The sequence below is a fragment of the Psychrobacter urativorans genome (assembly GCF_904846675.1).
Taxonomy (GTDB): domain Bacteria; phylum Pseudomonadota; class Gammaproteobacteria; order Pseudomonadales; family Moraxellaceae; genus Psychrobacter; species Psychrobacter urativorans_B.
Genome location: NZ_CAJHBT010000012.1, coordinates 65,966 through 78,323, shown reverse-complemented (window position 1 = coordinate 78,323; position 12,358 = coordinate 65,966). Strand labels below are relative to the sequence as shown.

Below are 12,358 nucleotides of genomic sequence, written 5' to 3'. Positions count from 1 at the left end.
CTTGTATCTTGTATAGCTGTAGTGGCTATAGACTATAAATATATTTCGATATCACCTTAAACCTTGATTCAGTTAGGTTTAGTGGGACTTAGTTGAAAGACTGAAGTTATAACAATAACAGACTCATATCTAACCCCTTTGCTGACGACAATAGCATGATGGCACCACCTGATCCCTTCCCGAACTCAGAAGTGAAACATCATAGCGCCGATGGTAGTGTGGGTCCGCTCATGTGAGAGTAGGTCATCGTCAGCTCTCTATTCCTGATTATCCCCCGACAAGGTTAACCTTGTCGGGGGATTTTCTTTGGTTGGGAGAATGTAGAGGGGGTTAAGTTTATAGGCTTTTCTCTCTCTCTGAAGGTCTTTATTAACCTCGAGTTTAATAAAGATTTTACTTACTTTCTGAGGTTTAATTGATAGACTAATTTAAATCATTAATACTAACAGTTATTTTTAATAGAGAATAACAATAATGGCAGTTGATTTTACGAATACCCTAATTGTAGCAATATCCGCAACAGCTCTGTTTGATTTATCAGAATCTGAGAATCATTTATTACAGTTATTAAAAGAGCGTCCTACTAAAGCCGTCAAAGAGTTCCGCGATTATATGGCTGAGCGTGAAGATGAACCATTAACTAGCGGTGCAGGTTATCCACTTATCAAAGCATTACTTAGTCTAAACGACTACTCCAACCAGTGTCCTGAGCCAGACTCAGGTATTGAAACACCTTTGGTTGAAGTGGTTATCGTCTCTAAAAGTAGCCCCGATACTGGTATTCAGGTACTCAATGCCATTAGAGAGCATGAACTAAATATCTCCCGCTCAGCCTTCCTTTCCGGTAGTCCGGTCGCACCTTATATTACTGATTTCAATGTTGATTTATTTTTGACTACCAACCGTGAAGATGCACAGCAAGTCGCAGATGCTGATATTTGTGCCTGTGCGATACTTGACGCTACACCCGTAAATACTTATAAGCTTGACACTAAGCAATTACGTATAGCCTTTGATGGCGATGCGGTGCTGTTTGATGATTCAGGAGAGCTGTTATATAAGCAACAAGGGCTACGCGCTTTTCATGAGCGCGAAGCGAAAATGCGTGACCTACCTATCGAAAAAGGGCCTTATGCAGAGTTATTGATTAAATTGTCTAAATTGCAAGAGCGATTGCCTGCACGTCTGCACCATTGTCCCATAAAGATTGCACTGGTCACTGCACGTAATGCGCCAGCTGACCTGCGGGCTATCAAGACTCTACGTGAGTGGGGCGTGGACGTCGATATGGCATTTTTCTTGGGAGGACTTGAAAAAACGGCAGTACTTAAAACTTTTGCTCCGCATATATTTTTTGACGACTCTATTAAGCATATTGATGCTGCCCGCAGTTTTGTACCCACTGCATTAGTTCCTTATCGTTCTACGTCTTTATTGCATGCTAACAGTACTTTAGCTATTGTTAAGGACGTTTCATTATTATCTTTTACTTCAACAAATTGCCCACCTATTGCTATTAATTCTTAAGCTATCAATATCCAGGTTCTTAATACTCAGTCATGATATTGATTACTCACCGTGAAATTATATTGTCTCTGAAAGAGATGAGTTTTAGTATCAGCAAGAATTCTACTTGAATAATATGGGGCTAGATATGAATTGGCAACAGTGGTCATCACTGATTATGATGCGATTAAAGCAGGTCATTGGCTCATACGCTTTTGTATTGCTGCCGATGTGGGGGATGTTTTTTCTTAATAAAGTGGCATTATTTGGCTTATGGAATATTTTTGGTATTGTTCCGCGTACGCTTGATTTAGGTAGTATTGTAGGCGTTTTTGCCTCGTGGACCATGCACGGTAATTTTACACATTTGCTGAGTAATACCTTGGTGTTATTACAAATATTATTTCTGTTTGGGCTGTTTGAGAACAATGCTTATCGTACTATTACTAAGCTTATTATTGCTTCAGGGGTAATGACTTGGTTGCTTGGATCCCCATTATCGATTCATATCGGCGCATCTGGGCTTTGTTTTGCCATGCTAGGTTACATGATAGGCGGTGCCATATTTGCGCGGCGTTGGGGTTACTTACTTGCCTGCATAATCATGGGAGCAGGCTACTGGTTCACTATTAAACAAGGCTTAATGCCTCAGCAAGGTATCTCATTTGCGGCGCACTTTGGTGGATTATGCGCCGGTTTATTGTTAGGAGCGAACTCAAAGCATGCTTATACAAGGATAACTACGTCTTATTAATCAATTATTTTGATTAATATCTAATTCCTAAAGGCTCTTCTATTACCAAGGTAACTTATCCTCAATAATTAAGTTTTATTTTATAAGTAATTTATCGTTTAGCTACAATTGGATGTTTGAGCATACATTGATAAATAGTGGGTCATCTTTTTCTAACGGTCGCCATTGAGTCGTTTGCTTAATATGCTCATCAATCGTCAGCGTACTACCTTTTTCTGGTAAGACATAGTCTGCACGTGCAGGTGCGGCACAGTCGATTACTTGTGGCACTTGCTGAACACTTCTACGTCTCTCAAATAAATATAAATTAACCAAGTAGATATCCTGATTATCTACGTTAGAACGAGCTTGTCCACTATCTGCGGCCATAAAGCGAAATGTTTGTGGCTTAACATATGACCATGGGCGAAACCATGTAGTCTCTTCAACTTTTTTAACCACGCTGACTCCCTCGGGAAGCTGAGCAAGCTGCTGACCGAACCAGCTGTATTCCTGGCTTATTTGAAAGCCAAATATACCGATAGCCCCAAATAATGGAATTAGCCATTTTGGTGACTTTTTACCTGCCAGTTTGCTGAGGTGAGTTATGATCAATGCCAGTCCAGCCATGCCAAACCCGGCCGCTATGGTAGCAATAAACTCAAAAAGCATAAGACTTTTCCTTAACGCACTAGGCGCATTTAATACCAATTCCGAAAAATAAGCTAACGTTGACCGATTCTCTAAGTCTATTCATTATAGTGCTTTTGGGGACCTTTTTCGTTATCCTTAACTTTTAGACAGGGTATAAAAAAATAATGATTTATCATAAAAATCTGTCTATATGAAAATCTAGTTACAGCAGTGCTGAGATAAAAAATCACTCACAAGCAGCTGCTGCCTGTGAGTGATTTATAGTGTAACCAACGATACGTCTAGCAACTAAGCTTAATGGATAATAGCTTAGTGGTCGACTGCGCCGCCAGCGCCACGTGGAGAACGTACGCTCTCAACCAACTCTTGGATATGTTGTGGTGGTGGCGCAGTAGCATAAGAAACAGCAAATGCTACGATAAAGTTAAGTAGTGCACCAACCGCGCCAAATGATAATGGCGAGATACCAAACAACCAATATTCTTCAGTATCAGGGAAGTTTGCAGTACCCGTAATAAAGAACCAGCCTTTGAAAATAAAGATATAAACTAAGATGCTAATCAGACCCGTCAACATACCAGCGATAGCACCGAGGTTGTTAATACGTTTAGAGAAAATACCCATCATCAGTACAGGGAACAGTGATGCACCCGCAATACCAAAGGCTAATGCAACCACCTGTGCGGCAAATCCTGGTGGATTAATACCTAACCATGTGGCAACCACAATCGCAACTGCCATCGTGATACGCGCTACTTTTAGCTCGCCTTTATCACTAATGTTTGGATTAAGGTTTCTTTTAATCAAGTCATGACTGATCGCTGATGAGATAGCGAGTAGTAGGCCAGCTGCTGTTGATAGCGCTGCGGCCAAACCACCTGCTGCGATAAGACCGATAACCCATGGTGGTAGCTGTGCAATTTCTGGGTTAGCCAATACTATAATGTCAGCGTTTACGTCTAGCTCGTTACCGGCCCAGCCTCTATCGACAAAGATACCATCACGTTCTAAAGCATGTTCCGCTTTTGCTTCTTCAACGGTAGTCATTGCGGTAGTAACATCGCCGCCGTCAGCTGTTGCTGCAGCCAATGCTATCTCTGCTGCACCAAGTCCACTATCACTATATAACTGGATACGGCCATCGTTATTCAGGTCGTTATATTTAATAAGACCGGTATCTTCCCATGTCTTCATCCAATCTGGACGTTGATCATATTCAAGAGCAGGCTCGTCAACACCTTGTGGATAAATAGTATCGATTAGGTTTAACCGTGCCATAGCACCTACTGCTGGAGCAGTGAAGTATAATAGCGAGATAAATACTAACGTCCAACCGGCTGTCCAACGAGCATCAGCAACTTTAGGAACCGTGAAGAAGCGAATAATAACGTGTGGTAAACCTGCTGTACCAATCATTAGTGATAAAGTAAATAGCACCATGTTTAGCTTGTTAGGTACATCAGCGGTATAAGCCGTAAAGCCTAAATCGGTGACGATTTGATCAAGCTTCGCTAAGATAGGTATACCTGTTTGAACATCATTTGAGAACAAACCAAGACCTGGAATCGGGTTGCCCGTCAACTCAAGCGAGATGAAAACTGCAGGAATGGTATAAGCAACCATTAGAACGACATACTGCGCAACCTGCGTGTAAGTAATCCCTTTCATACCACCAAGTACGGCGTAAAAGAATACAACGACAGCAGCAATAAGCAGACCAGTAGTATTATCAACTTCTAAGAAGCGTGAGAATGCAACGCCAGCACCAGTCATCTGACCGATAACGTAAGTGGTCGAGGCGATAATCAAACACACTACTGCAATCATGGCTGCAGTCTTAGAATAGAAACGGTCGCCAATAAAGTCAGGAACCGTGAACTTACCAAACTTACGTAAGTAAGGTGCTAGTAACATTGCTAGTAGAACATAACCACCAGTCCAACCCATTAAGTAGGTTGAGGCGCCATAACCACCGGCTGCAAGAATACCTGCCATTGAGATAAATGACGCAGCACTCATCCAGTCAGCCGCCGTTGCCATACCGTTTACTACTGGATGCACGCCGCCGCCTGCAACATAGAACTCACTAGTCGTACCGGCGCGCGCCCACCATGCAATACCGAAGTATAGAACGAAGGATAGACTCACAAAAATAATATTAATCGTAAATTGACTCATAGGTCTATTCCTCGTCTACGCCATATTGTTTATCTAGCTTATTCATGCGCCATGCATAGAAGAAGATCAAGATGATAAATATCACTATGGATCCTTGCTGAGCGAACCAAAAGCCTAAATCAGTACCGCCTATGGCAATACTTGATAGTAATGGACGTAGCAAGATTCCAAATCCGTAGGAACATAGTGCCCAGATAATTAGGCTACCTATAATGAGACGGACATTGGCACGCCAATAACCGGATGGATCGTTATGGTTTTCCATAGGACAACTCCTTTTGCCTGAAATAAAAACAGAGTTATTGATTTGAACCTAACCGGCTACTGCCAAAACAGAATAACCAACTAGCATTACTAATCAAGAATCACTAACAAAATATACAAATATTGCGCTATCTTTTATAAAATAAAACCTTATAAGAGATAGTGATAATACGCTTGGTACCGTAAAAACATGTAATACTTAAAAGTGCAATATAGGGCAGTACATTCAAAGTTCTAAAACAAAGCTGCTCTAATGAGATAACTTCGACAGTATAAAACTTGATTGGGCGTCTGAATCAGATTACATACTGACTATGGATATTATTTATAGGGTGGTATTCATGGAGGAAGGTCGATGGTACATGACAATCCGCTGTCTTATTATTTATCCCATCTTCCTGACGAGATTATTTAACGACTAAAAGTTCGTGCATTTCTACTAATAATTACCGATATAAATATATATAGGCTTATTAGGAATATATACAAAAATCATCCAATTAACAATAAGTAATTTTAAACTACTTTTTGTAACTAAATATATAGATAGCAGAAACTATAACTCACTTATGTTATGAGAATCATAGTAATTAAAACTATCGCTAGCGACACATAAGCGACACATAATAAAAACCTTAGTTCCATAATGGTTTTGTTATTATAAACATAATAAGGCTTATTGGTAGCAATGAACACTTATATTGAAAATAAAATTAATAAAACGGTAAGTAAACACTGCAGCGGTAAAGGTAGCAATGATTGTTCGAAACAAATATTTTCAATTTATTCAAAAATTAAAACCAATAGTAATGAATTTTTTAATAGGAAATTAAGGAAACTAATTTTCAAAGGTTTAGGCCATCACAGTGAGTAATACAAAAGACTCAAATAGTTAAATAACGCAGAGTCAGTTAAAATATAGCAACATAATGCAGATTTTTTTTAAATAGTAATAGTTTGAATGCGGATTGTTTGTAGCACAGATATCTTAAAGGGTTATAAATAGGTATAGATAAACCTTATTAATAGGTTCGTGATATAAGTGCGTGCATCAACCCTATATGAGGTGTTAAAAATATCAAATATAAAGCGAAGGTGAGGATATGGGCGAAGGGTTAGCAGGTTGGTTTAATAGCGCAGTGGATTACGGCGTTAGTGTTATTTGGGGTAACAATGATTGGCTGATTGCTAGTAATCCTTGGTATGGATTACTGATGTTTGTGCTCATTGGTGCGGGGGTTTATTTTACGATTGCTACTCGCTTTATGCAGTTTCGCCATTTTGGGCACATGTGGGAATTATTGCGTACTTCCAATCAAGGGCGCAAAGATGGCGGTATCAGCTCCTTTGAAGCATTGATGACCTCGCTTGCAGCGCGCGTTGGTACGGGGAACTTAGCAGGGGTAGCGATTGCTATTTATCTCGGCGGTCCTGGTGCTGTATTTTGGATGTGGATGACCGCTATTGTCGGTATGTCGACCAGTTTTATTGAGTCCACTTTAGCACAAGCTTACAAAGTGCCCCATACCGATAATGTTTTTCGCGGGGGTCCGGCTTATTATATTGAAAAAGGTTTGGGCCAGCGCTGGATGGCAATATTCTTTTCAATTTGTCTACTGATTGCTTTTGGTTTGGCATTCAACGGTGTGCAGTCGAACACTATCGCGCAGGCTACCAATGAGGCATTTGGGGTTCCGACGTGGATGACCGGCTTAGTGTTGGTAGTGTTAGTCGCGCCAGTAGTATTCGGTGGATTGCGTTCGGTGGCGCGTATTGCTGGTAAAGTGGTACCAGTGATGGCTATTCTTTATATCTTATTGGCACTGTTCATCATTGTGACCAACTTTAGTCAATTCCCATCAGCGATTGCCTTAATTGTAAAATCTGCCTTTGGTTTTGAGCAAGCGGCAGGCGGGGTTATTGGTTATGGTATTGCTCAAGCAATGATTAACGGTATTAAACGCGGTTTGTTCTCCAACGAAGCGGGAATGGGTTCTGCACCTAATGCGGCAGCAACAGCACAAAGCTATCCTGACCATCCAGCAGTACAAGGCTTTATGCAAATGCTAGGTGTATTTATGGATACCTTGGTGATTTGTACGGCAACGGCATCGATTATTATTCTGTCAGGGGTAGTCGATCCGAGTGTTGAGCAAGAAGGAATTCAGCTAACCCAATTAGCTCTGTCACAATACGTTGGCGACTTAGGGGTTATCTTCGTAGCGATTGCCATTTTCTTCTTTTCATTTACCTCTATCATCGCGAACTACAGTTATGGTGAATCCAATCTTGAATTTATCTCTGGTGCTAAAAACGCTACAGTAATGATTATGGTGTTCCGTTTCTTAGTACTTGGCATGGTATTTATTGGGGCAGTTGCGAGCTTACCGGCTATTTGGAACTTTGCGGATTTATCGATGGGACTGATGGCATTGACCAACTTAGTAGCGATTGTGCTCTTATCACCAGTGGCGCTTAGAATATTGCGCGACTATGAGAGGCAACTCAAAGAAGGCAAGAAAGGCGAGCAAATCAAATTTCACCCTGATGATTTTGTGAAGCTTAAAGATGAAGTTAACCGTGATGCTTGGTCTGATTAAAAGACGGATTAAGATAAGCAATTATTAAATTTAGACAAATAAAAACCGCTCTTAGCTAAATATAGATTGCTAAGAACGGTTTTTTTATTGGGTTTATATTTTTGCGGCAGTAGCTTCTGCAGCAGTAACTACATATTAGGGTAGTTGGGGCCACCGCCACCTTCTGGCGTTACCCAAGTGATGTTCTGTGACGGATCTTTAATATCGCAGGTTTTACAATGCACACAGTTCTGGCCATTGATAACAAATCGCGCGCCATCTGCATCGCTAACCACTTCATAAACTCCGGCGGGACAATATAAACGTGCTGGTTCCGCATATAACGGTAGGTTAATCGAAATAGGCACGGTAGGGTCAGTCAGTTTTAGATGCGTCGGTTGATCTTCAGTATGGTTGGTATTGGAGATAAATACTGACGATAGTTTATCGAATGTCAGTTTACCATCAGGCTTAGGGTATTCCGGCTGATAAGCATGGTCTGCGCGCTCTAGCTGATCATAATCGTATAAATTATCATGAATGGTCAGCGGCATTTTGCCGGCGAGTAGATTCTGTTCAATAAAGTTAAAGGCGCCGCCCATCCATTGACCCATACGGTGCATAGCTGGAGCAAAGTTGCGCCCTTCATAGTTATCCTCATACAGCCATGACTCTTTATACATGGCGCTATAGGCAACCACTTCGTCATGCTGGCGCTCGGCCTGCAATGCTTCAAAAATAGCTTCGGCTGCGAGCATACCTGACTTTATTGAGGTATGGGTACCTTTGATTTTGGCCGAGTTTAAGAATCCAGCGTCGTCGCCTACCAACACGCCACCTGGGAAGGTGAATTTTGGCAGAGAGTTTAGACCACCTTTTGTGAGTGAGCGCGCGCCGTAAGAGATACGCTTGCCCCCTTCTAAGATATTACGAATGAGCGGATGTAATTTTAAGCGCTGTAATTCATCGAACGGTGACATGTAAGGGTTGGAGTAAGACAAATCAATGACCATCCCAAAACTCACTTGGTTATTTTCATCGAAGTATAACCACCAGCCACCAGAAGAGCCGGTATCGCTTAGTGGCCAACCTGAGCCATGCATGACCACGCCTTGCTCGTGTTTTTCGGGAGTGATGTCCCACAGCTCTTTAAGGCCAATGCCATAATGCTGCGGGTCGCAGTCTTTGTCGAGACTAAAACGGCTGATGAGACGCTTGCCTAAGTGACCACGGCTGCCTTCAGCAAAGATAGTATATTTGGCGAGTAGCTCATAGCCGGGCTCAAAGCTCGGCTTGGTCTCTCCACTTGCCGCTACACCCATATCAGCGGTCAATACCCCTTTTACTGAGCCGTCGTCGTTATATAAGATGTCGGCGGCAGGGAAGCCTGGGAACATCATGACTTCTAGCTCTTCGGCTTGAACCGCTAACCAGCGTACGACGTTGGCTAGTGACGCGATATAATTGCCTTCGTTGTGCATGCTGGCTGGGATAACGGAGTCGATAAGTTTGGTCGTTTTAGTCGCTGACCCTAGCATATACACGCGATCTTCAATTACAGGGACGTTGAGCGGTGCGCCTTTAGCTTTCCAGTCGGGTATCAGCTCATCTAAGGCGCGCGGTTCCATAACCGCACCGGATAAGATGTGAGCACCAAACTCAGAACCTTTTTCAACCACACAGACCATAAATTCATCATTGCCCGCTTCAATCGCCAGCTGGCGCAGACGAATAGCAGCAGACAGACCTGCTGGGCCGCCACCGACAACGATCACATCAAACTCCATCGATTCACGCTCAATTTCTGGCTCATCAACGACAGCTGGTGGTGCTTCTGGTTCGATTACTTCTTCAACAGGCTCTTCAACAACGACTTCTCCAGCTGGCCCTTCAACAACGGCCTCTTCAACAATCACGTTTTCAGTAGCAACGTTCTCAATAGCAGCATCTTTATTCAGGTCCATTGACTCTGGCGCTACTGGCGTTTGCTTATCTTGCTCTTGCATATCTACTCCTAAACCTTTAGTGGCTGATTTGCTGTGGATATAACTAGCAGGGCAATTGAATAATAAAGCTTGCGCTACTAATCACCCTCAGACATATGGCTGCCCGATAAAAACTGTCTTTGCGGCATAAATTGACAACGTTACTATTGAAAGTTTGCATCACAATGAAGGCTAGCAGTGAAATCATATCAATATATAACGTAAAAAGAACAATTAAAACAACACCCACGCGGCCATTTTAATAAGAAACAATTACTCATTATAAAAGAAAAGCCCTATAAACACGACACGCATTTATGGGTATCAGTGTTAAGGTAATATTAATATGATGAGCAAGTAATGTCTATGTTGCTTTATCATACCCGAAACTAAAATGAATAGTAATGCTGGATATCGCAAACTTCGACTAATACGTACTTACTATTACTTGATCCCGGCTAGGAGATTGTGTGATGACGGACAAAACCAATGCTAATAAGAGCACACAGGATTTGCCAGACCCTTTAACCCGTGTTGCGTTAAGTGATACTGAGTTAAATGACACTAAGTTAAATGACACTAAGTTAAATGACACTAAGTTAAATGACACTAAACTAGATAGTATTGATGGTCTTGATCAATACCTCAAAGCTACCGCTGGGTCGCGGCAAGGGCGCGATATACCACCGCTTGAAAAATGGCATCCTGAGCAAGTCGCTGATATGAATTTGGTTATTAAAGCCAATGGTGAGTGGTGGCACGAAGGCGGATTGATCGGTCGTGAGTCATTAGTGCACTTGTTTGCTACTATTTTATGGAAAGAAGACAATGACGGCGTGATTGAGTATTTCTTAAAAACGCCCGTCCAAAAGCTACGTATTTCAGTTGAAGATGTGCCACTACTTATTAATGATGTCGGTATCGTGACCGAAAACGCCATAAGCTGGCTGGAATTTACCACCACTACCGGTGACGTGGTACGTTTAGATGACGCGCATCCGATTACCCTGCGCGCTTATCAACCGAATAAATCAACTGCTTTAAATCAAATAAATAATGAAGAAGTAAAAGAGTCACTAACTGAGCCTCAAGTTCGACCCTATATGCCGGTTCGAAATGGTTTAGAGGCCCTTATAGGTCGTAATGCTTTTTATCATTTGACTGAAATTGGTGAACTAACTGAGCAAAATGGCATTGCCATTTTAACCTTAACAAGCGGTGACAAGTCTTACCAGATTTCAATGCCAGATAGTTAATGAGGCAAACTCAATGGTTATAACACTGTTAAGTAATATCAGTTCGTTGCCAACATCTAGGCGATATGGACGCTAATAGATAATAAGGGCTATTAGCGTTCATAGAAAATGGTGCTAAAATAGTCTCTTTTACTTTACTGTTTGGGCAGATTAAGTCAAATATGAAGCAGCAAGCGCTAACCACTTCCATGCCGGCAGTAACTACTTATCAAGACCGTCATGCGCCGATTGGATTGTTCGATTCTGGAGTGGGAGGTCTATCGGTTTATAAGCATTTAGCCCAGCAGCTGCCAGCTGAACGTTATGTGTATTATGCTGATACCTTGCATGTTCCCTATGGCAATCGCGACAGTCAAGATATTGAAGCGTTGACCTTGATAGCAGTAGAATGGTTATATCAACAAGGTTGTAAGCTAATCGTCATTGCCTGCAATAGTGCTTCCGCCTACGCGTTAGATGCAGCTCGTCGGCATTATCCACTTCTGCCTATTGTGGGCTTAGTGCCGGCGCTCAAACCTGCGGTGTTGGCCAGTAAAAGTGGTCATGTTGCGGTTCTGGCAACCAAAGCTACCTTAAATGGCACCTTACTTAATCAAGTCATTGCTGATATTGCTGCGTCCAATCATACGCTAGTAACCAAGTATTTTGACCCAGAACTGGTACCTTGGGTAGAGGCTGGTATGCCAACGACTGCTGAAACTGCGCAACGTTTACGTCAGCAATTAGGACAGTTTGCTGATGACAAGATTGACTACCTAGTATTGGGCTGTACCCATTATCCTTTTTTTAAAGACTTTTTAATCCATAATATTGCTGCGCAACAGCTGTCAATGCATATAGTGGATTCAGGCTATGCTATCGCTGCGCGTGTGCAGTATTTGCTCGCTGAACGTGACTTACTTGCTGAGCTGCCATGCTTAGCACCGATTGAACAAAAAGACGTTCATAATAATCATATCGTCTATCCTTTGACCTTTTATGCCAGCAAATACGACAATAGACTCAGTCGTTTGGTTCGCCGTTTATTAGGCTCGCAAATTCTAATCAAACTGCATTGTAATTAATGCAGTTTGATTAGAATTAACCATTTAATAAAGACTAATATTAGTAAATATGAAATATCCTTACTTTCTCTAAGGTTTTAGATAGAATGCCAAGATAAATTGCGCCTGTTTTAGTAAGATTGTGCTAGTCTAGGGTTCG

General features: G+C 41.9%; 9 protein-coding genes and 1 rRNA gene. 6 read left to right on the top strand and 4 right to left on the bottom strand.

The window, feature by feature from the left end; genetic code table 11:
• Positions 1–140 precede the first annotated feature (140 nt).
• The 3 genes from rrf to JMY06_RS07335 all read left to right on the top strand — a co-directional run bounded on the left by rrf (position 141) and on the right by JMY06_RS07335 (position 2,260).
• Positions 141–255 (top strand): 5S ribosomal RNA (rrf, locus tag JMY06_RS07345).
• 219 nt (positions 256–474) lie between these two features.
• On the top strand, positions 475–1,527 hold the full coding sequence (locus JMY06_RS07340) for a 5'-nucleotidase (protein ID WP_201617699.1): 1,053 nt from the start codon (positions 475–477) through the stop codon (positions 1,525–1,527).
• Positions 1,528–1,654: 127 nt separating this feature from the next.
• Positions 1,655–2,260: a rhomboid family intramembrane serine protease gene (locus tag JMY06_RS07335; protein ID WP_201617697.1), complete on the top strand. Its 606-nt coding sequence runs from the start codon at positions 1,655–1,657 to the stop codon at positions 2,258–2,260.
• 102 nt (positions 2,261–2,362) lie between these two features.
• On the opposite strand, the gene JMY06_RS07330 is transcribed toward JMY06_RS07335, so the two are convergent.
• From JMY06_RS07330 to JMY06_RS07320, 3 genes are all read right to left on the bottom strand, one after another.
• On the bottom strand, positions 2,363–2,911 hold the full coding sequence (locus JMY06_RS07330) for a hypothetical protein (protein ID WP_201529383.1): 549 nt from the start codon (positions 2,909–2,911) through the stop codon (positions 2,363–2,365).
• A 291-nt stretch (positions 2,912–3,202) separates the two neighbouring features.
• The gene (locus JMY06_RS07325) at positions 3,203–5,071 is read right to left on the bottom strand and encodes a sodium:solute symporter family protein (RefSeq protein WP_201529385.1); all 1,869 of its coding nucleotides are present in this window, start codon (positions 5,069–5,071) and stop codon (positions 3,203–3,205) included.
• Between the two features lie 4 nt (positions 5,072–5,075).
• Positions 5,076–5,336 (bottom strand): DUF4212 domain-containing protein, encoded by a 261-nt coding sequence (locus tag JMY06_RS07320; RefSeq protein ID WP_201617689.1) that lies wholly within the window; start codon positions 5,334–5,336, stop codon positions 5,076–5,078.
• A gap of 1,102 nt (positions 5,337–6,438) precedes the next feature.
• On the opposite strand from JMY06_RS07320, the gene JMY06_RS07315 reads away from it, so the two are divergent.
• Positions 6,439–7,935, top strand: a complete 1,497-nt coding sequence (locus tag JMY06_RS07315) for an alanine/glycine:cation symporter family protein (protein ID WP_201617687.1) — start codon at positions 6,439–6,441, stop codon at positions 7,933–7,935.
• A 128-nt stretch (positions 7,936–8,063) separates the two neighbouring features.
• Here the strand turns inward: JMY06_RS07315 and JMY06_RS07310 are convergent, their stop codons facing one another.
• Positions 8,064–9,701, bottom strand: a complete 1,638-nt coding sequence (locus JMY06_RS07310; RefSeq protein ID WP_227672234.1) for an electron transfer flavoprotein-ubiquinone oxidoreductase — start codon at positions 9,699–9,701, stop codon at positions 8,064–8,066.
• Positions 9,702–10,369: 668 nt separating this feature from the next.
• Here JMY06_RS07310 and JMY06_RS07305 point away from each other — a divergent pair.
• Together JMY06_RS07305 and murI are read left to right on the top strand one after the other, a co-directional pair.
• Positions 10,370–11,155: a DUF1285 domain-containing protein gene (locus tag JMY06_RS07305; RefSeq protein ID WP_413786900.1), complete on the top strand. Its 786-nt coding sequence runs from the start codon at positions 10,370–10,372 to the stop codon at positions 11,153–11,155.
• Positions 11,156–11,316: 161 nt separating this feature from the next.
• Positions 11,317–12,219 carry a glutamate racemase gene (murI, locus tag JMY06_RS07300; protein WP_201617685.1) on the top strand — a complete coding sequence of 301 codons (903 nt, stop codon included), beginning with the start codon at positions 11,317–11,319 and terminating at the stop codon, positions 12,217–12,219.
• Positions 12,220–12,358: the final 139 nt, after the last annotated feature.

What these genes read in the sequence shown, in the direction of transcription:
- JMY06_RS07340 (WP_201617699.1), top strand. Translation starts at nt 475, where the DNA reads ATGGCAGTTGATTTTACGAATACCCTAATTGTAGCAATATCCGCAACA.
- JMY06_RS07335 (WP_201617697.1), top strand. Translation starts at nt 1,655, where the DNA reads ATGAATTGGCAACAGTGGTCATCACTGATTATGATGCGATTAAAGCAG.
- JMY06_RS07330 (WP_201529383.1), bottom strand. Translation starts at nt 2,911, where the DNA reads ATGCTTTTTGAGTTTATTGCTACCATAGCGGCCGGGTTTGGCATGGCT.
- JMY06_RS07325 (WP_201529385.1), bottom strand. Translation starts at nt 5,071, where the DNA reads ATGAGTCAATTTACGATTAATATTATTTTTGTGAGTCTATCCTTCGTT.
- JMY06_RS07320 (WP_201617689.1), bottom strand. Translation starts at nt 5,336, where the DNA reads ATGGAAAACCATAACGATCCATCCGGTTATTGGCGTGCCAATGTCCGT.
- JMY06_RS07315 (WP_201617687.1), top strand. Translation starts at nt 6,439, where the DNA reads ATGGGCGAAGGGTTAGCAGGTTGGTTTAATAGCGCAGTGGATTACGGC.
- JMY06_RS07310 (WP_227672234.1), bottom strand. Translation starts at nt 9,701, where the DNA reads ATGGAGTTTGATGTGATCGTTGTCGGTGGCGGCCCAGCAGGTCTGTCT.
- murI (WP_201617685.1), top strand. Translation starts at nt 11,317, where the DNA reads ATGAAGCAGCAAGCGCTAACCACTTCCATGCCGGCAGTAACTACTTAT.